Source organism: Cupriavidus necator (genome assembly GCF_016127575.1).
Classification (GTDB): Bacteria; Pseudomonadota; Gammaproteobacteria; order Burkholderiales; family Burkholderiaceae; genus Cupriavidus; species Cupriavidus necator_D.
In genome coordinates, this window is sequence record NZ_CP066018.1 from 3,627,685 (window position 1) to 3,646,681 (window position 18,997).

13 protein-coding genes and 6 pseudogenes are annotated in these 18,997 nt (G+C 63.3%); 7 read left to right on the forward strand and 12 right to left on the reverse strand.

The genetic code is table 11. The features are described 5' to 3' along the window. Window positions 1-166: 166 nt before the first annotated feature. Together I6H87_RS17080 and I6H87_RS17085 are read right to left on the reverse strand one after the other, a co-directional pair. Entirely contained in the window at window positions 167-658 is a 492-nt protein-coding gene (locus I6H87_RS17080; RefSeq protein ID WP_011615301.1) for a YkgB family protein, read from the reverse strand. Window positions 659-900: 242 nt separating this feature from the next. Next, window positions 901-1,206, reverse strand: coding sequence for a carboxymuconolactone decarboxylase family protein (locus I6H87_RS17085; protein WP_011615300.1), 306 nt, complete (start codon window positions 1,204-1,206; stop codon window positions 901-903). Window positions 1,207-1,292: 86 nt separating this feature from the next. On the opposite strand from I6H87_RS17085, the gene I6H87_RS17090 reads away from it, so the two are divergent. Further along, the gene (locus I6H87_RS17090; protein WP_011615299.1) at window positions 1,293-2,252 is read left to right on the forward strand and encodes an AraC family transcriptional regulator; all 960 of its coding nucleotides are present in this window, start codon (window positions 1,293-1,295) and stop codon (window positions 2,250-2,252) included. A gap of 143 nt (window positions 2,253-2,395) precedes the next feature. After that, window positions 2,396-2,857 (forward strand): DUF6130 family protein, encoded by a 462-nt coding sequence (locus I6H87_RS17095; RefSeq protein ID WP_011615298.1) that lies wholly within the window; start codon window positions 2,396-2,398, stop codon window positions 2,855-2,857. On the opposite strand, the gene I6H87_RS17100 is transcribed toward I6H87_RS17095, so the two are convergent. The 7 genes and pseudogenes from I6H87_RS17100 to I6H87_RS17130 form a co-directional block, all read right to left on the reverse strand. Further along, window positions 2,814-3,047: a DUF2798 domain-containing protein gene (locus tag I6H87_RS17100; protein WP_157886285.1), complete on the reverse strand. Its 234-nt coding sequence runs from the start codon at window positions 3,045-3,047 to the stop codon at window positions 2,814-2,816. The genes I6H87_RS17095 and I6H87_RS17100 overlap by 44 nt on opposite strands. 40 nt (window positions 3,048-3,087) lie before the next feature. Continuing rightward, window positions 3,088-4,479, reverse strand: a pseudogene (locus tag I6H87_RS17105) (aldehyde dehydrogenase family protein). Window positions 4,480-4,661: 182 nt separating this feature from the next. Then, window positions 4,662-5,219, reverse strand: coding sequence for an RrF2 family transcriptional regulator (locus I6H87_RS17110; protein ID WP_011615296.1), 558 nt, complete (start codon window positions 5,217-5,219; stop codon window positions 4,662-4,664). Window positions 5,220-5,417: 198 nt separating this feature from the next. Further along, entirely contained in the window at window positions 5,418-6,896 is a 1,479-nt protein-coding gene (locus I6H87_RS17115; protein ID WP_041687755.1) for an efflux transporter outer membrane subunit, read from the reverse strand. 11 nt (window positions 6,897-6,907) lie between these two features. Next, the gene (locus tag I6H87_RS17120) at window positions 6,908-10,099 is read right to left on the reverse strand and encodes an efflux RND transporter permease subunit (protein ID WP_011615294.1); all 3,192 of its coding nucleotides are present in this window, start codon (window positions 10,097-10,099) and stop codon (window positions 6,908-6,910) included. 102 nt (window positions 10,100-10,201) lie between these two features. After that, entirely contained in the window at window positions 10,202-11,443 is a 1,242-nt protein-coding gene (locus I6H87_RS17125; RefSeq protein WP_011615293.1) for an efflux RND transporter periplasmic adaptor subunit, read from the reverse strand. Between the two features lie 301 nt (window positions 11,444-11,744). Next, window positions 11,745-12,530, reverse strand: a complete 786-nt coding sequence (locus I6H87_RS17130; RefSeq protein ID WP_011615292.1) for an epoxide hydrolase — start codon at window positions 12,528-12,530, stop codon at window positions 11,745-11,747. Between I6H87_RS17130 and I6H87_RS17135 the strand changes: the two genes are divergently transcribed. Continuing rightward, on the forward strand, window positions 12,497-13,246 hold the full coding sequence (locus I6H87_RS17135; RefSeq protein ID WP_011615291.1) for a LysR substrate-binding domain-containing protein: 750 nt from the start codon (window positions 12,497-12,499) through the stop codon (window positions 13,244-13,246). The two genes, I6H87_RS17130 and I6H87_RS17135, sit on opposite strands and share 34 nt — an antisense overlap. Window positions 13,247-13,323: 77 nt before the next feature. Here the strand turns inward: I6H87_RS17135 and I6H87_RS17140 are convergent, their stop codons facing one another. Next, on the reverse strand, window positions 13,324-14,535 hold the full coding sequence (locus tag I6H87_RS17140; RefSeq protein WP_011615290.1) for an NAD(P)/FAD-dependent oxidoreductase: 1,212 nt from the start codon (window positions 14,533-14,535) through the stop codon (window positions 13,324-13,326). Window positions 14,536-14,784: 249 nt separating this feature from the next. On the opposite strand from I6H87_RS17140, the pseudogene I6H87_RS34970 reads away from it, so the two are divergent. Beyond that, window positions 14,785-15,031 (forward strand): annotated as a pseudogene (locus I6H87_RS34970) (hypothetical protein); the annotation flags it as partial. Here I6H87_RS34970 and I6H87_RS17150 read toward each other — a convergent pair. Next, window positions 15,026-15,208 (reverse strand): annotated as a pseudogene (locus I6H87_RS17150) (cupin domain-containing protein); the annotation flags it as partial. The pseudogenes I6H87_RS34970 and I6H87_RS17150 overlap by 6 nt on opposite strands. A 303-nt stretch (window positions 15,209-15,511) precedes the next feature. Here I6H87_RS17150 and I6H87_RS17155 point away from each other — a divergent pair. The 3 genes and pseudogenes from I6H87_RS17155 to I6H87_RS17165 form a co-directional block, all read left to right on the forward strand. Next, window positions 15,512-16,723, forward strand: coding sequence for an NAD(P)/FAD-dependent oxidoreductase (locus I6H87_RS17155; RefSeq protein ID WP_011615289.1), 1,212 nt, complete (start codon window positions 15,512-15,514; stop codon window positions 16,721-16,723). 1,043 nt (window positions 16,724-17,766) lie between these two features. After that, window positions 17,767-17,912: pseudogene (locus I6H87_RS17160) on the forward strand (IS5/IS1182 family transposase); the annotation flags it as partial. 246 nt (window positions 17,913-18,158) lie between these two features. Continuing rightward, window positions 18,159-18,792, forward strand: a pseudogene (locus I6H87_RS17165) (IS110 family RNA-guided transposase); the annotation flags it as partial. Here I6H87_RS17165 and I6H87_RS17170 read toward each other — a convergent pair. After that, window positions 18,771-18,983, reverse strand: a pseudogene (locus I6H87_RS17170) (transposase); the annotation flags it as partial. The pseudogenes I6H87_RS17165 and I6H87_RS17170 overlap by 22 nt on opposite strands. Window positions 18,984-18,997: the final 14 nt, after the last annotated feature.

The following is an 18,997-nucleotide window of genomic DNA, read 5'->3' on the forward strand; positions in this document are numbered from 1 at the left end:
GCCAAAACGGGAACGGGGCAGTGCAATGAGGGTCTCTTGAGGAGATCCTGGCCGGTTGCCCCAAGGATCAAGCAGCGATACTCAGGGCGCCGCTCCGTTAAACAACGGCAAATCTTGGCGAGCGTTTGGCGCGAAATGCCGATCGACAGGCAGTGCTCCTGTGGAATCAGGAACGCGCCGCTTGCCAACGTGCCAGCGCCGTGCGCAGCAGAGAAGCGGACGCTGCCAACAGCACGAGGTCCTTCAGCAGGAACTGACCGATCGGCGCGGAGATCGCCGGGAACCCACCAGCAGTCGGCTCTGCAACACCAGGGGTGGTGACAAAGAACGTCAGCGTGATGGCGTAAGTCGCGCATGACATGGCTGCACCGAGTACCGACACCCCACGATGGAATGCACCGACGGTCAGTGTCACCGCGGTGGACAGTTCCAGCACGCCAATGACAGCGCTGGCGCCACGAACACCGAATGCGTCGATGAGCCAGGCCATGAAGGGGCTATTCTCGATGAACGGCGCAATACCGTGGGCTTCGTAGCCGGTAAACTTCATCCCGCCGAACCAGAGAAAGACGACAACCAGGGACCAGCGCAGCAACGCCTCGTGGTTGTTGATGGCCTCGCTGGTGCGCGTTATAGCGAAGGATGTGATGGGTTGCATACTTACTCCTCAACGGATGTGTGGTGTGGTGGAGGAGCACGCCCCGGTGGCGCAGACTCCTTTCCTGTCATTGCGACGACGCGCATGCGCGCGTTCCGGCGCGGCCGGCTCCAGCTGTGCCAGAACCGGCGAATCGAATAAATCTTTGTTCCAGAGACGTATCAGGCGCGTCCATTACCGTAATGAAATCGCCCCACGGACTTCGGGGCTCCCGTCACGCGGTAAGGTGCGTTGGACGGCTTTCAGTCGCGGAACAAGTGCGTGGCATGCGTTACGGCACCGCCCGCCCGGATTGCGGCGGCCACGAGCGCGGCCTCCGCGAGTTGGGCATTGGTGGCGCCGGCATCGTGGGCGGCCTTGGTATGCAGGGCAATGCAATATGGGCACTGCGTCGTCAGCGCCACTGCCACCGCAATAATCTGTTTCTGCTGCACCGAAAGCGCGCCGTCTGCAAAAGCTGCCTGATCAAAGGCACGGAAGCTCTTCATCGCTTCAGGAGCGTTTTCGTCCAGCTTCCTCAAACGGGCAAGATCCTTCATATCGAACATGGAAAACTCCATCAAGGTTGGGTTGGAGTAGGTATGATAGGAATGGCAAGGTTCCACTTGGTCTTAGTTTGGTTTCAATTCGTCCAATGATGGCATCCGCCCCTTCTGCACATCGTGTGCTCGAGCATTTCCTTGCCACACTCGACATTGGTGTCACGCACATCACACGGTGCGACATTCGCGATGGGTGGAGCGTGCGCTTCGATGCGTGCGAAACGGCCAGCCTGCACTACTGCCTGGACGGCTGCGGAACGCTCGACGCAGGCAATGGCCACCGCATCGCGTTGCAGCCGCACAGTTTTGTCCTGATGCCGCCAGGCGTTTCCTATCGGCTGGAAAGCGCGTTCGAGTCGCCGACTATGTCGGTGGATCGGGCAAGGCTTGGCTCATGGTCCGCGCGCGAAACGGCGCCGACGGTGAAGGTGGGCGAGGCGGCAGCGGGAGTTGAGATGGCGTGTGGGGAGCTGCGCTTTGCGACGAGTACCGCCGATCCCTTCAGGATGCTGCGGCATCCAATCGTGACGCGGTTCGACGGGCCGGCTGGACTGAAAGACCAGTTCGTCATGCTGTTGGCGGAATCCGCGCAGCCCGGACTGGGATCGCGGGTGCTGATCGAGGCATTGCTGAAGCAATGCCTGGTCATGCTGCTGCGGCGTCAGATGGAGAGCGATGACGCGGAGCTGTCGTGGACGGCGGCCGTTGCCGATCCCAGGCTGCTTCTCGCGTTGGAAAAACTCTTTGAACATCCCGAAGTGCCACTTTCCGTGCAGCGATTGGCCGATCTGGCTGGAATGAGCCGTTCAGCGTTCGCTGCGCACTTCGAACGTGCGTTCGGCCAGACGCCGATGGCCATGCTGCGAGCGGTGCGGCTGCACAAGGCCGCGGAATTGCTGGCGACTACAACCTTGCAGATTTCCCAGGTGGCGCACGCCGTTGGTTTCTCCAGCCGCAGCAATTTCTCGCAGGCGTTCCACAAACAGCATGGTGTGGACCCAAGCGGATTTCGGCAGCGGACGACATCTCGTCAGCGTGTGGGTGGCAACTGATTCCGAATGCGGATTCAACTGATCGCGGCGTGCCGCGCAAGTACCGTCGCAGGCTGTGCCAGGGACTACTCTGTACTTACGCATGAACCGACACTGCCTCGTGCGTCGACTAAACCCTTCTCAAAAATGGAAGGAAAAAAATCATGCGCTTCCCCCTGAGACATGTGTCAGTCGCCTCGGCCGTCATGGCACTCTGTATGACGGCTTTGGCACAAAGCGCACCGGATCCCATCCGCCCTCCGGCAATCCTTCCACTCGAATCGGAACAGGCACCAAAGCTGGTCTCGTATCCGCCGCTGGCCGAACCGTTGGCCCGCGGTGTCGTCATCGTGCAGTTCCGGACCCAACACTTCCGTGTCATGCCTGTGTTCGGCAAGACCGCCGTCCAGATATCGCCGCGCATTGGGCATCTTCATGTAACTGTCGACGACTCGCACATTACCTGGGCACACACCAGCGAGGATCCCGTCATCGTAGTGGGGCTGCCGCCGGGCGCACACAAGCTTCGGCTCGAACTGGCCGATCCCAGTCACAAGATCCTGGCCACGGAGAGCGTCGCCTTTACCTTGCCTGATCCGAAGGCGCCGGCGGCGCACAAGCATTGATCGCTTGAAGTTCCGGCGGGCTTTTCGTGGTTTTGATGCGTCGCTGCATGTCCGCCGGTTCAGTGGATAAGGCGATCGATCTGTTCTTGCCGGCCAGCAGCATGACGGGAGCAATAAGCACGAAGCCGATGCCCCAGGAGCGCAGCCACAGGACGACAAACTCTTCATTGAACCCGAGATTGAGAGGCAATTGAGACAGTTCGGTTGCGCCTCGGAAAATGCTGGGAGACTTAAATCGGGTACTGTGGCGCTCCGCCCTGAATGGTCATCCATTGCCACTGGGAAATTCCTCCCAGTTGGCCGCTCCGCCAATGCTGGTGCCATTGCCAGACGCGCCGACGCCGCCGACCGGGTTGATGACCTCGTCGTTGACGGTCTGGTCGTTGATATGCAGCATGCCGGTACGCAGGCGTTCCCCAATGCGCAATGCCCGACCGACATTGCTGGAAACAATGCCCATCGACAGCCCGTACTCGGTACGGTTGGCCAGCGCAATCGCTTCTTCATCCGTGTCGACGGCACCACCACGGCCACCGGCCCGAATATCTCTTCGCTGAAGGCCGGGCTATCCGGTGTCACGTCGCAACGATCCTGGCAACATTGTCGCGCTGGCCTTCATTGATCAACGGCCCGAGCGCGACGTCACCTTCAACGGGATCCCCGACCGTCAGGCTCGCGGCCTTGGCGGCCAGCTTCTCGACGAACCGGTCGTGAATGGCACGCTGTACCAGCACACGGTCGGTGGCCATGCAGATCTGGCCCTGGTGCAGGAAGCTACCCCAGGCGGTGTTTGCAACCGCGAGATCGAGATCGGCATCATCGAGGATAATCAGCGAATTCTTGCCGCCCAGCTCCAGCGAAACCTTCTTCAGGTGCCGGCCCGCGGCCTCCCCGACCTTGCGGCCAGCAGCCGTGGAGCCAGTGAACTGAATCATCGCCACATTTGGATCGGCCGTCAGCGCAGCACCGGCGGCACCATCGCCCGGCAGCACGTGCAGCGCGCAAGCCGGCAGGCCGGCGAGTTCAAACAGCCGCGCGACCACGAAGCCACCGCATACCGCCGTGCGGTGATCGGGCTTGAGCACCACCGCGTTGCCCAGCGCCAGCGCCAGCGCAGCGGCCCGCATCGCCAGGTAGAGCGGGAAATTGAACGGCGAGATCACGCCGACTACGCCAAGCGGGCGCCGGCGTGCCAGCGACAGCCGCCCGGGCACGGAAGGCAATACCTCCCCGGCGGAGCGCGATGGCAGCCCTGCGGCTTCCTGCAGGACCTTGATGGTGATCGTGGTCTCGAACGCCGCCTTCGCTCGCGTGGAGCCGCCTTCGCGCACGATCCAGCCGACGATCTCATCGAAATGCGTCTCGGCAACTCGCACAGCCCTGCGCAGCACACCTGCTCGTTCTTCATAGTGCAGGTTGGCCCAGCCCGGCAATGCCTTCGCCGCGGCCTCGGCCGAACTGGCAATCATCGAAGCATCGGCCATGCCGATACGCCCCAGTTCCCGGCCAGTAGCGGGCTCGATCACGCCGGTCGCGAAGCTGCCGGCCTGCCAGCGCCCGGTAAAGAGCTGGTCAGTCCAGATGCTCTTGTCGAGCAAGCCGGGGGAATGCGTGAGATTCATGAAAACCCCATTCCTGCGGTGTTGTGGTGTGCCGAATGACGCGCAGGAACACTCCTTCCCGCGCGCAGTCGCGCACGATCCTCACCGCATGACGGTGGTCCGAGCAACTAAAGCCGGCGATTCACAAGATCGCCTCCACGCTTCGATCCCCATGAAATGCGCGGGAGAATCGAGCGCGGACCTCAAACGCTCTTGCGTGAGCCCGCGCGCGTAGGCGCAGCCCTTTCGCCCCGCCGGTTGGCCGCACGATCCGACAGCCAGTTGACAACCTGCACCCCGTAGCTGGCCGGCGTCTTGTCATTGACGCGCTGAGAAAGGTCGGCCAGGGTATGCCGTTTCAGTTCCGCTCGCATAGCCTTCTCTGCAGCCTGCATGACAGCCTGAATCGAGCAGACGCCACGCGTCGCCCAACCCGGTGCGTCATCATTGAAGACGGCACAGCGCCCGCGGATCTCGAGGCAGTCGAACAGCGGCTTCTCGCCATCGATCGCGACCACGACATCGTGAACGGTAATGTGGTTGGCGGGCCGCGCAAGCCGGAATCCGCCCTTGATGCCCTCAGTGGCAACTACCAGCTTAGCCTTGGCCAACTTGGTGAACAGCTTGGCCAGGAAATCGTGTGGAACGCCCTGAAGCTCAGCCAGATCACGGACACTCGCTTCTTCCACGGCCGACTGCGAATGCGTCAGGTACAGCAGGCAGTGGAGGCTGTATTCAACGCCTGTACTGATTTGGGACATGGCATACTAGGACTTTGTGTATCGTAGTTGCAATGCTATACAACTTCCGTGGGGTCCGCAAGGCAAAGGACATGCCGTTGGCAGTCACGGCAACCGGACCGATAACCGGCTTCCGGTCGCCCGGCGCCCGGTGCCTGGCTGGTGTGAGCGACAAGCCTCCTGATACGCACTGAAACACACCCGGCAGCAGGCACGCCGTCAGGATGGTTTCCGCTGCCCCCATCCGCCGCCGAGGCTGCGCACCAGCGACACCGTCGCCGCGGCACGCAAGCCTGCCACCGCATTGGCATCGCGCTGCGACTGCAGCACGGTGCGATCGGCGTCGATCACGGTCAGGTAGTCGACGGCACCGGCATCGTAGCGGCTGCGCGAGATGCCCTGGGCCCGTTTCGCGCCGGCCAGGGCGCCGTCGAGCGCCGTGGCCTGCTGGCTGAGCCAGCGCACATCGGCCAGGCCGTCCTCCACCTCACGGAATGCCGACAGCACTGTCTGCCGGTAGCGCGCCACGCTCTCCTCGTGCGCGGCGCGGGCGCCAGCAAGGCTTGATCGGTTGCGGCCACCGTCGAACACGGTCTGCGCCACCGTCGAACCGACCAGCGGACCCAGCAGCCATGTGCGCGACGACCACTTGAACAGGTTCGACAGGTCCGACGACTCGAAGCCGAACAGCGCCGTGAGCGAGATGCGCGGGAAAAACACCGCGCGGGCGATGCCGATGCGCGCATTGGCCGCCGCCATCTGGCGTTCCGCCGCCGCAATATCGGGCCGGCGCTCGAGCAGTTCCGACGGCAGCCCCGCCGGCACGGCCACCGGAGCGGTATCGAACGGCCGGGCGGCGAGTCCGAACTGCGCGGGCGCCACGCCGGTCAGTACGGCCAGTGCATGTTCCTGGTTGGCGCGGCGGCGCTCGATGCTGGCCAGGCCGGAGCGCGCCGCGCCTAGTTCGCTTTCGGCGCGGGCCGGATCCAGGTCGGTGGCCTCCCCTGCTTCGTACCGCGTGCGCAGCAGCGACAGCGCGCCCTCACGCAGCCTGATCGTCGCATTGAGCAGCTCGCGGTCACTGTCCAGGGTGCGCAGCGCGAAGTAGGCCTGCGCCACGTCGGCCTGCAGCGCCAGCTGCACGGACCGGTACAGTTCCTCGGCACCCCGCTCGTCGGCGCGCGCGGCGTCCACGCTGCTGGCCACGCGGCCGAATAGGTCGAGTTCGTAGCTGGCGAATGCGCGGGCCTTGAGCACCGTCTGGGGCGCCACGCGCGCGCCATCGGGCAGCCCCTGCGAGGCGGCCGACGGCTGCGAGCGAGTCGGGTCCAGGCCCACGCTCAGTTGCGGATACCGCGCCGCCTCGGTGGCGCCGGTGAACGCACGCGCCTGCTTCAGGCGCGCCGCCGCCGCGGCCAGCTCCTGGTTGTGAACGTTGGCTGCATCGATCAGCCGGTCCAGATCGGCATCACCAAACAGCTTCCACCACTCACCGCGCTGCTGGCCTTCGTCCGGCGTGGCGGTCTTCCATTGCGCGCTCTCGGCCGCGGCGGCCTCGGCTTCCTTGAACGTGGAGGCACTGGGTGTCTCCGGCACCTTGTAGGTCGGCGCCAGCGAGCAGCCGGCCAGGAGCAGCGCGGCCGCCATGGCCGCAAGCCTTGGCACGTTCCGCTTCGTCGCATCGCTAATGTTATGCATGTCTTTCACCATTACTCTGCGGACGCCACGGCGTGCGCGACCTTTGCATCCGTCGACACCGCCGCGCGGCGCTGGCCGCGCGTGGCCAGCAGGCGCAACGCCACATAGAACACCGGCGTCAGGAACAGTCCGAAGAAGGTCACGCCGAGCATCCCCGCGAACACCGCCACCCCCATGGCCTGGCGCATTTCCGCGCCGGCGCCGCTCGACACCACCAACGGCACCACGCCCATGATGAAGGCGAACGAGGTCATCAGGATCGGACGCAAGCGCAGGCGGCTGGCCTCGATCGCGGCCTCGACCACGGTGCGGCCGTGATGCTCCAGCTCGCGCGCGAACTCGACGATCAGGATCGCGTTCTTGGCCGATAGCCCCACCAGCACGATGAAGCCGATCTGCGTGAAGATGTTGTTGTCCCCTTGCGTCAGCCATACGCCCGTCATGGCAGCCAGCAGGCTCGTCGGCACGATCAGGATCACGGCCAGCGGCAGCGTCAGGCTCTCATACTGGGCAGCCAGCACCAGGAACACCAGCAGCACGCACAGCGGGAAGATCCACACACCCGCGTTGCCGGCCAGGATGTCCTGGTAGGTCAGCTCGGTCCATTCGAAGCCGATGCCCTTCGGCAGGGTTTCGGCAGCGATGCGCTCGGCGGCAGCCTGCGCCTGGCCCGACGAGAAGCCCAGCGCCGGGCCGCCATTCAGGTCGGCGGCAGTGAAGCCGTTGTAGCGGATCACGCTGTCCGGGCCAAAGCCTTGCTTGACCTGCACCAGCGACGACAGCGGCACCATCTCGCCGCTGGCGCTGCGCGCCTTCAGCTGCAGGATATCCTCGGCATGCTGGCGGTACTGCGCATCTGCCTGCACCTTGACCTGGTAGGTACGGCCAAACTTGTTGAAGTCGTTGACGTAGGCCGAACCCAGGTAGGTCTGCAGCGTATCGAACACATCGGTCACCGGCACGCCGAGCTGCTTGGCCTTGGTACGGTCGAGCTGCACATCAAGCTGCGGCACGTTCACCTGGTAGTTGCTGAAGATGCCGGCAAGCTCAGGCGTGGCGCGCGCCTTGGTCATGAACGAGTTGGTGGCGTCGAACAGGGCGTCATAGCCCAGTGCGGCGCGGTCCTCGATCATCAGCTTGAAACCGCCGATCGTGCCCAGGTCCTGCACCGGCGGCGGCGGGAACACGGCAATGAACGCGTCCTGGATCGCGCCATACTCCTTGTTCAGGTCCGCGGCAATGGCCTTGCCCGACAGCTCCTTGCTCTTGCGCTTCTCGAACGGGTCAAGCGTGACAAAGACGATGCCGGCGCTCGGGCTGTTGGTGAAGCCGTTGATCGACAGGCCCGGGTAGGCAACGGCCGATTCCACGCCCGGATGCTTGAGCGCGATCTCCGACATGCGGCGCGTCACGTCCTCGGTGCGATCCAACGTAGCGCCGTCGGGCAGCTTGGCAAAGCTCACCAGGTACTGCTTGTCCTGCGCCGGCACGAAGCCCTTCGGCACGAGCTGGAACACGCCCCAGGCGGCCACCAGCATCACGGCGTAGACGCCAAATACCGAGCCCTTGCGGCGGATCACACCCTTCACGCCACGGCCATAGCTTTCGGAGCTGCGGCCGAAGAAGCGGTTGAAGCGGACGAAGAACTTGCCGAGGACCTTGTCCATGCCACGCGTCAGCCAGTCCTTGGGCGCGTCATGGCTCTTGAGCAGCAGGGCCGACAGCGCGGGAGACAGCGTCAGCGAGTTGAAGGCCGAGATGATGGTCGAGATCGAGATGGTCAGCGCGAACTGCTTGTAGAACTGGCCGGTCAGGCCCGTCATGAAGGCCAGCGGCACGAACACAGCGATCAGCGTCAGCGCGATGGCGATGATGGGGCCGCTGACTTCGCGCATGGCCTTGTAGGTGGCCTCCTTCGGCGTCAGCCCCTCTTCGATGTTCCGCTCGACGTTCTCGACCACCACGATGGCATCGTCGACCACGATACCGATGGCCAGCACCAGCCCAAATAGCGACAGCGCATTGATCGAGAAGCCGAACGCATGCATCAGCCCGAAGGTACCGACAATCGACACCGGCACCGCCAGCAGCGGGATGATCGACGCGCGCCACGTCTGCAGGAACAGGATCACCACCAGCACCACCAGCACGATCGCCTCGAACAGCGTGTGGACCACCGCCTCGATGCTGTGGCGCACGAACTGCGTGGGGTCATAGACGATGCTGTAGGCCACGCCTTCCGGCATGTTCTGCTTCAGCTCGGCCATGGTCTTGCGCACCTCGTTCGAGATCTCGATCGCGTTCGCCCCCGGTGACTGGAAGATCAGCAGTGACAGGGCGGACTTGTTGTCCAGCTGCGAACGCAGCGCGTATTCCGAAGCACCCAGTTCGATGCGCGCAATGTCCTTCAGGTACGTGACCACACCGTCAGGCGAGGTCTTGGCGATGATGTCGCCGAACTCTTCCACGGTCTGCAGCCGGCCCTGCGCGTTCACCGACAGCTGCAGGTCGGTGCCCGGCAGCGTCGGCGACTGGCCGAGCACGCCTGCCGCCACCTGCACGTTCTGCTCGCGGATGGCGCGCACCACGTCCGACGCGGCGAGCCCGCGCTCGGCGATCTTCTCCGGATTCAGCCACACTCGCATCGAGTAGTCACCCGCGCCGAACAACCGCACCTGGCCGACGCCCTGGATCCGCGCGATGCGGTCCTTCACGTTGATCAGCGCGTAGTTGCGCAGATAGGTCGTGTCATAGCGGTCGTTGGGCGAGACCAGGTGCACCACCATGGTCAGGTCGGGCGAACTCTTGACCGTGGTGATGCCCAGGCGGCGCACATCTTCCGGCAGGCGCGGCTCGGCCTGCGAGACACGGTTCTGCACGAGCTGCTGGGCCTTGTCCGGATCGGTGCCCAGCTTGAAGGTCACCGTCAGCGTCAGCGTGCCGTCGGTATTCGCCTGCGAGTTCATGTAGAGCATGTCCTCGACGCCGTTGATCTGCTCTTCCAGCGGCGTGGCCACGGTTTCGGCGATCACCTTAGGGTTGGCGCCCGGGAACTGCGCGCGCACCACCACTGACGGCGGCACCACTTCCGGGTACTCCGAGACCGGCAAATTGAACATCGAGATGGCGCCGATCAGGAAGATCAGCACCGACAGCACGCCCGCGAAGATCGGGCGGTCGACAAAAAATTTCGAGAAATTCATCTTGGTCTCGGCGAAAGCAGTCCCCGCTGGCGGTCCGCCGGAGCGGACGCCAGTGCAATCTCAGGGGAGAATTCCAGTTCGGTCTGTGGCGGAGGGTGGGACTCAGCTCATCCTGGCCTTTCCGGCCTTCGCGTCAGCTGCGGCCTGCTTGCGATCCGTCGTGCTGCCACGCGACTCCAGTTCGCTGCGGTAGGCCATCGCTACCGGCTTCGGGGTCACGGTGTCGCCGGGGCGCACGCGCGTCAGGCCATTCACGACGATGTTCTCGCCCGGTCGCAGACCCTTGCGGATCACACGCAGCCCTTCGTACGTCGGCCCCAGTTCGACTTCGCGGTACGCGAGCTTGTTGGCCTTTTCCACCAGGAGCACGAACTTCTTGCCCTGGTCGGTGCCTATGGCGCGATCGTTGACCAGCGCGGCGGGATATGGCGAGCCGCCGCCGAGCTTGACCTTCGCGTACAGGCCCGGCAGCAGGCGGCGGTCCTCATTGTCGAAGACGGCGCGCACGCGGATCGTACCGCTGCGCGTGTCGAGCCGGTTGTCGATCGAATGAATCCGGCCCTTGTGCGGATTGCCATCCTCGTTGGCCAGGCCCAGGAATACCGGCAGGTCTCCCTTGCCGCCACCAGCGCCCGGCGTCGTGTAGCGCAGGTAGCTCTGCTCGTCGACATCGAAGCTCGCGTACACCGGCGAGACCGATACCACCGTGGTCAGCGGCGGCGATGCCGCGCCGGCCGCCACAAGGTTTCCCACCGTGATCTCGGCACGCGACACCCGGCCCGTGACCGGTGCAACGACGCGCGTGTAGCCCAGGTTCAGCTTCGCCACCTCCAGCGCCGCCTGCGCACCACGGACGTCGGCCGACGTCTCGCTGGCCGCGTTGATGCGCTCATCGAACTCGCGGCGCGAGATCGCGTTATCGTCGAGCAGGCGTTGCGCGCGCGCCTTCTCGGTCTGTGCATGCGATGCACGTACCTGCGCCGCTGCCAGTACCGCCTCGGCGCGCGCCACTTCGGCCGCATACGAGCGCGGATCGATCGTGAACAGCGGGTCGCCCTTCGTCACGATCGAGCCATCGCGGAAATGCACCGTTTCGATCGCGCCGGACACACGTGGACGGATCTCAACACGATCCACAGCCTCGATGCGGCCCGAGAATTCATCCCATTCGGTGATGATGGTCTGGCCCACCACTGCCGCCACTTCCACCGCCGGGGTCGGCGGCGGCATGGTCGCCTGTGCTTCCCCGCCGTGCCAGGGACGCAGTACCGAGGCTGCCACGCCGGCCCCCAGGATTGCCACGAAGGCAATGGCGAGCAGTGTGTGTCGAGACTTGCGATTCATCTTTCTTCACTCCATACATCTTTGAGATTCCAGAGTCGAGTCTTACCCCCGTGCAGCGCATCTTGGCATATCGGCGACCCATAACTACGATTATATTAGTCGTAGTTATGGGTCGCAAGATATTTCTTGATCGAGCAACGTTGTCCACCTGCATGTGCAGCGGTGAGATCGTGTCGCGGGCGTTGTATGAAGTTGAGCCGACAACCTCCGCGTCGTCTTTCTGCGGCCGACCGGGGCCGGTGCGCGCGTCCAGCCCATCACGCCGGATCTGGCGAAGCGGCTTCGGAGGTTGCGCGGATGCTTACGCGTTGCGTAGCGACCGGAACCCGGAGCGCAATTCGGCACTGAATAGCTCTGGCTCCTCCCAGGCGGCAAAGTGACCGCCCTTCTCGACGCGGCGATAGTAGATCAGGTTTTGATAGGCTCGCTCCAACCACTGTTTTGGCGGCCGGTAGACCTCGCCAGGGAAAACCGTCACTGCCACCGGAACGGTGATGGGAGAATTCATTGCCGGGGCGCTACTGGCTTCCCAGTAGATCCGTCCGCTCGACTCGCCTGTATTTGTGAGCCAAGAGAGCGAGATGTTGTCAAGGATCGCATTACGGCCGAGTGCTCGCTCCGGATCGCCACGCGTGAATACCCAGTCGGCCTGCTTGTCATAGATCCACGCTGTCAGCCCCACTGGCGAATCGGCCAGGCCAAAGGCAATGGTTTGCGGCCGCGTTTGCATGATGGCCGCGTAACCGAATCCCCGGTTGAGAAAATCCCTCGCGTCGTCGAACACTTGCCTTTCTTCAGGGGTCAGGATTGACGGCGCAGGGTCCCCGCTTTTCAGCGCCATGGCTATCGCCGGTGGCAACGTGGTGGCGCGCTCGATGCGGTTGACGTGGATGCCAAGCAGCCCTTCAGGCGCCAGACTGCCAAGAGCGTCGGAGATGATTGCGCCCCAGTCGCCTCCCTGCGAAACGTAGCGCGCATATCCGAGCCGCTTCATCAGCACGTCCCACGCGCGGGCGATGCGGCCCGGGTGCCAGCCAGTGTCCGTGGGCTTCTGTGAGAAGCCGAAGCCGGGAACCGACGGAATCACGAGATGAAACGCATCGTCCGCGCTGCCGCCATGCGCTGTCGGGTCCGTCAGCGACGGCGCCGCGCTTCGATCCCGCGCAGGCTCGGCGGACCTTTACGCTGGCCCTGTCTGATGTTGGAGAAGCGGCATTCCTGCCGCGCCTGCTGGCCCGGCTCATGAAAGAGGCGCCGCATGTGGACGTGCGTACGGTGTCGGCACGGCACACGGACATCATGGATCAGCTCGAACGCGGCAGGATCGACCTGGCCATTGGCTACTATCCGGATCTGGGCGGTTCGGACGTATTCCAGCAGCGCCTGTTCCGGCATGGCTTCGTGTGCCTGGCGCGCAAGAATCACCCAGTCGCACGCGGACGCATGACGGCGCAACAGTTCCGGGAACCGCCTCATGCGATGATCCAGAACGAAAGCCGCAGCCAGGAGCTGGTCGAGGCGTATCTGCGCCAGCACGGTATCGCACGCCGCGAGATGCTGCGTTCTCCGCATTTCCTCAGCATTCCGCTCGTGATCGCATCGTCGGATCTGGTCGTCACGGTGCCGCTGCCGGTCGGCGAGCTGTTCGCGCGCATCGCGGATGTACAGGTCCTTGAGCCACCGTTCCCGATCCCCGCTTTCGATCTCAGGCAGCATTGGCACCGTTGCCAGCATGACGACCCGGGCAATCGCTGGCTGCGGGCGATCACCCAGGAACTGTTCGGCGAATCTCCTGGCGAGTAGTGGCCCGTGCATCGCATGTGGTTGAAGCAACGAGGGCGATCCATCAGGATCGCCCTCGTTCATGATTGCTAGCGCTGTCAGGCCACTACCACATAGTGCGGATCGGCCCAAGCCAGCGCCTCGGCACGGTCAGCACTTGGCGGATAGATCCACTCGGTGTTGATCTGCGTCTTCAGTGCCTTGGCTTCTGCGCCCACCAGCTTCACCTGACGATCCCAGCCTTCGGTGTATACAGCCCCCCACGACCCGAGATCCAAGCAGGTGACATATTTCGGCTGGCTGTAAGGAATCGGCGTTGCCCCCAGGAGGTCCGCCGCCACATTATGTCCTGCAATCCGGCCCAGCTTCATCGCGTGCTGACAGGACATCGCGGCGTGGTTGCCTTCCTCATCGGTGGACGCGTAGGCAACGTCACCAGTAGCGTAGACCGTATCGATGCCTTTGACCTTCAGGTTGCGATCGACATGGAGCCGCCCGAAGTTGTCGCGCTGCGCAGGAATCTGCGACGTCAGCGCACTGGCGCGCGCGCCGGCGGTCCAGATTACCGTGTCTGTCTCGATGCGCTGACCGTTCTCGAGCGTAACGCCGTTCGCATCGACCGCCGCGACGCCGGAGCCGAGCTTCCATGTCACACCGAGCTCAGTCAGCGCCTCGGTAATCACCGGACGCGGGCCGGGACCCAGATCCGGGCCAACGTCGCTGTTGCGCTCAACCATAATCACGTTCACGGCAGCGTCCTTGCCGAACACCTCGCGTAGACGGGCAGGCATTTCCGCTGCGGTCTCGATACCGGTGAAGCCGGCACCGGCGATCACTACCGTGTTGCGCGCTACGCTTTCGGGACGACGCGCCAGGCTGGCGAGATGCGCATCAAGCGCTGCGGCATCAGCCACCTGGTCTACATTGAACGAATGCTGCTCGAGACCCGGAATCTGCGGCCGGAACAGGCGGCTACCAGCGGCAAGGACCAGGCGGTCATAGCCGAGCTTACGGCGCGACGTATCGCCACCCAGCCCCACAAGTTCCACTTTCTGGCTTACCACATCAATGCGTTCGACCAGGCCCTGGATGAACCTGACGCCCACAGCCTGAAAGATTTCCTGCAGCGGCGCCCTCATGCCGCCTGGGTTCTTCTCATAAAGACGCGGACGCACGTGCAGCTCGGGCTCCGGCGCGACCAGTACGATCTCCACGTCAGTGCGCCCCACTTCATCCAGAAGGCGGGCCGAACCCAGCGCGCTCCACATGCCGGCGAAGCCGGCACCAATAACAACAATACGTTTCGACATGCTTCATGCTCCTGAATCAATGCTCGGTTTCGCGTGACCGGCGAACTCCACAGTTGGCGTATCAGCCTGATCAGCCAGGCGGCGCCCACCGTAACTACGATTGTAATAGTCGTAGTTACGGTGGGCAAGATTTTTCCGCGACGCCAAGGTCGCGACATTCTCTTGTGCCATCTCGTGCGCTTTTCACCTGCGCCTTGCACTTCAATCATGTATCGACTATCTTTACTACGACTATTGTAATCGTAGTATATTGAGCTGGTGCTTTTCCTGCGTGTGACATTGCTGGAGCTGACGGACGCGATGCTCTACCAAACCGGGCGGCGCGTCTCCGACCCCGGCAGGCCTACAGCAGGCCACGACGAAGCAAGCGCGCTTGGCGATCGAATACCGGCAGCAAATGATCAAGATCAAGGCTCTGGTTGACGATACCCGCCGCACGGCCGAAGAACGGTTGGAGGACATCGCCAAGCTGCTCGAGGGCCTAGGACGACTACCCCTCATCGCTGTCCACGACAAACACGGCCAGCAGCTTGGCGGGCTTTGACTTGCTCGCGTTGCGGCTAACTGCATGGTGCGATCCCGGCTCCTCATGGAAGCTCTCGCCCGCCTTGCAGATGCGTTCCGGCCCATTGTCGACCTTGCTCGCAAGGCTGCCAGAGACGACATAGGCATGCCGGTTCCCTCAGGCACCCGGGTGCATCCAGCCGGTTCTCGTTACAGAGATTCTGTCCCTGGTGGGCCGGCGCTTAACTGCGATTCATGTAGTCTCAGTAACAATTGTGGATTGATCGCTGAAGTGCAAGCCACTCGTGCAGGTCAGCTGGTAGCAGTTGGTAAAAAAAAACTTGCATCGCTTAACTACGACTACTATGATCGCAGTTAAGCGATGCGAACGAGCGCTCGCTGTTTCGATCGGGCGCGCTACGCCGCGGCGGAGTCGGCCTGTTACTTGAGATTTGGTTCAGGAGTATGAAAGATGTCCAAACGGATTCTTGTCATTGGCGCCGGCTTTGCCGGCATGTGGAGCGCGCTGGCTTCGGCCCGTTTGCTTGACCAGGTTGGGCGCACCGATGTGGAGATCGCCCTTGTCGCACCGAAGCCGGAACTGCACATCCGCCCTCGCCTCTACGAGCAGAATCCGAACGGGATGAAGGCGCCGTTGCAGGACATCTTCCAGGCCGTTGGCGTCAGGTTCATCCAGGGCAAGGTGGAGCACATCGATGTCGCAAACCAGACGGTGAGCGTTGCGGGCGTTGGCGCTGATACGCCGCGCCAGCGCATCAGCTATGACCGTCTGGTGCTTGCTGCAGGAAGCCGCCTGTTCCGGCCGCAGATCCCAGGGCTGGACCAGCATGCCTTCAATGTCGACCAGGTCGCTGACGCCGCGGAGCTTGAAGCCCATATCCATGGACTGGCCGACCGCCGGGAGAGCGCCGGCCGCAATACGGTGGTAATCGCGGGTGCCGGCTTTACCGGTATCGAGACGGCTGCCGAAATGCCGGCTCGCCTCCGCGAAGTCCTGGGCGAGGACGCTGCCGTGAGCGTGATCATGGTCGAGCGAAATGCCGCGATCGGCCCTGACCTGGGCGAGGGTCCGCGGCCGGTCATCACGCAGGCGCTGGCCGAGCTTGGGGTGACATGGAAGCTCGGCTCGGGTGTCGCGGCTGTCGATGCGAAAGGCGTCATGCTCGAGAATGGGGAGCGCATCGAGGCAGACACCGTGATCTGGACGGCGGGCGCCCGGGCCAACGAACTCACCGCACAGATTCCGGCAGAGCGGGACAACTTTGGCCGGCTGCATGTTGACCGCAACCTGAAGGTCAAGGGGGTCGAGGCGGTGTTCGCCACCGGCGACTGCGCCTATGCCGCGACCGATGACGAAGGCAACTTCGCCACCATGTCTTGCCAGCACGCCATGAATCTGGGCCGCTCGGCCGGCCACAACGTGGCAGCAGACCTGGTGGGCGCGGCGCCAATCCCTTACAGCCAGCCGAAGTACGTGACCTGCCTGGACCTGGGGCCCTGGGGCGCTGTCTACACGGAAGGCTGGAACCGCCAGGTGAAGATGACGGGCGGCGTCGCCAAGGCGCTGAAGACGCGGATCAATACCGAGTGGATCTATCCTCCGAGCGCGAATCGTGAAGAAGCGCTTGCCTTGGCTGACCCACGGTTCATCGTCGTGGCCTGAGGGCGCGAGGCAAAAAGGCAAGGGGGCGATCCGCGGGATCGCCCTCTCTGCCTTTGTACGCCCAGCATGGGCGCACTCTCGTGGGTGTAAGTCCCACCGTAAGTTGATCACAGCGGACGAAGCGAAGCGCAACTGCGAAAGGGTGACCGATCGTGGGGAGGAGCGCGAGCGAAGCTGCGAGCCGAGGAACACGAACCGGATAGAAGGCGGTGCCGACCAGAACGAGCGGGCAAAGCTTCGCGAAGTTCTCGCGATCAAGGGGAGGCGGCGTATATCCGGCGGTTGTGCAGTGAAGGAGTACGTTCTTACCTGGGGAGATCTCGCCTCATGCCTGAACGGGCAACGGCGTCGAGCCGGAGCGAGAAGTCGGCAGAGGTCGAAGTAGTCGGAGGGGTAGGGCTCAAGACCGCCGATGAAGGACCGAGCGAAAGGGAGTGTTCGAAGCCGTGTCGATGCAGCAGGCATCGCGTCAGAAGCCCGCGCGAGCGGGGCGAGCGAAGGAAACGGACGGTGAAACCGGCCGGGAACTCGCTTGCGACGAAGCCTGCGGCCTGCGACGCGAACCAGAGAGCACAGGGTCGGCGCCGCTTGCAGCGGCGCTGACGCGAGATAACCTGGGTAGTATCCAGGGTGATCCACCATGGCCCCGCCCGTCGAGCTTACGAGCGTGGACCACCTGGCGCTCAATCCAGTAATACACGACGTGTGGACTGATGCCCAGTCGGTGAGCGAGTTGTTGTACCGTGAGTTCGTCAGGCCACTGGAGGCTGGTCGGCGCAATCCCGTACCGGTCGCGGATCCACTTGACCATGGAGAGCGTGAACGATTTGCCAGTTGGGCTGCGCCGGCCTTCCTGATTGAGGTGCGCAACGATTTGTGGGTCGGACAGATGTTGCGACAGCCTGCGTACGTGCTCGACGGTCGCAGTGGGATAGCGCATCGCGTCGGTGACCGGCTTGGGCAAAGTCACGGTGGTGTCGGTACAGGTACCGCCCTGCCAACGCACATGTAGGACTACCTGTCTCGTTGCGGGCAGCTTCTCGAACCTGATGTACCGACTCAAGACACTCACTGGTCCTTGCCTGTGGGCGCGCGAGACCGGCTCCCAGGCCACGGAGGGGCCATCCGTGTAGATGTGCTCAACCGCATGGCGGCCCTCGCTCGCCCGCAATCCGTGCGCGTTGGCTGACTTGGTGTTCACGGAAATACCAACGCCTTCAGATCCGACTTTTGCAACAACGCCCTTCTTCGACCAACTGGGCCTGCCCCCTCACTTTACCTCAACCTCTCGAACCGCCCGGTGCGGACCCGCATGCCGGGTGGTAATGGAATGGACGCCCCCGTCCGAAACGGCATCGATGTGCCAAAGTGGTAAGTGCGTCGAAGCACAACCATCATCGAAGGAGGCGTCACCATGAGCGTTACTACATAGGGCATTGACCTCGCCAAGAATATCTCCCAGGTCCACGGCGTGAACGAGCACGGCAAGTCCGTATCGAAGAAGCAGCTAAAGCGACATCAGATGGCGACGTTCTTTGCAAACCCTTCCGCCGAGTCTGGTTGGCATGGAAGCCTGCGGTGGGGCCCACTTCTGGGCACGCAAGCTGCAGGCGCTCGGCCACACGGTGCGGCTCATGGCTCCCCAGTTCGTCAAGCCCTATGTGAAGACGAATAAGAACGACATGGCCGATGCGGAAGCGATTTGCGAAGCCGTGGCGCGGCCGAATATGCGGTTCGTGCCCATCAAGAACGTCGACCAGCAAGCGGTTCTTGCGCTACACCGCGCCCGTCAGGGGTTCGTGCGGGCCCGCACTGCGCAGGCGAATCAGATTCGCGGGCTGCTCGGGGAATTCAGTCTCGTGATCCCACGGGGTATCACGAGCATTGCCCAACATGTGCCGCAGCTCATCGAAGACGCCACAAATGAACTGCCAGGCTCGTTCCGTTTGTTGGTACAGCGCTTGATCGATCATCTAAAGGAACTCGATCGACAGGTCGAAGAGCTCGAGATGCAGATCAAGGCTTGGCATCACGCGAATGACGCCAGCCGGAGGTTGGCTCGTGCTCCGTGGACCATCAGCGTGCGCAAGTACGTGTCACCGCGCTTGGTAATGCCGAGCAGCAACGGTTTGCCTCCGCTCGAATGCTGCCTCGGCACCAAGCCTAGCCATGCCGTCAATTGCCGAGCGTTGCTGAAGCACTTGCCATCCCCGATCGAAGCAACAAGGGCACTGGCCGTGATCGGGCCGATCCCGGGAATCTCTGCGCGCGAGG

Coding starts and splice junctions, on each gene's coding strand:
- I6H87_RS17115 (WP_041687755.1), bottom strand. CDS start 6,896: ATGCATAACATTAGCGATGCGACGAAGCGGAACGTGCCAAGGCTTGCG.
- I6H87_RS17125 (WP_011615293.1), bottom strand. CDS start 11,443: ATGAATCGCAAGTCTCGACACACACTGCTCGCCATTGCCTTCGTGGCA.
- I6H87_RS17095 (WP_011615298.1), top strand. CDS start 2,396: ATGCGCTTCCCCCTGAGACATGTGTCAGTCGCCTCGGCCGTCATGGCA.
- I6H87_RS17080 (WP_011615301.1), bottom strand. CDS start 658: ATGCAACCCATCACATCCTTCGCTATAACGCGCACCAGCGAGGCCATC.
- I6H87_RS17110 (WP_011615296.1), bottom strand. CDS start 5,219: ATGTCCCAAATCAGTACAGGCGTTGAATACAGCCTCCACTGCCTGCTG.
- I6H87_RS17085 (WP_011615300.1), bottom strand. CDS start 1,206: ATGTTCGATATGAAGGATCTTGCCCGTTTGAGGAAGCTGGACGAAAAC.
- I6H87_RS17090 (WP_011615299.1), top strand. CDS start 1,293: ATGATGGCATCCGCCCCTTCTGCACATCGTGTGCTCGAGCATTTCCTT.
- I6H87_RS17140 (WP_011615290.1), bottom strand. CDS start 14,535: ATGTCGAAACGTATTGTTGTTATTGGTGCCGGCTTCGCCGGCATGTGG.
- I6H87_RS17155 (WP_011615289.1), top strand. CDS start 15,512: ATGTCCAAACGGATTCTTGTCATTGGCGCCGGCTTTGCCGGCATGTGG.
- I6H87_RS17120 (WP_011615294.1), bottom strand. CDS start 10,099: ATGAATTTCTCGAAATTTTTTGTCGACCGCCCGATCTTCGCGGGCGTG.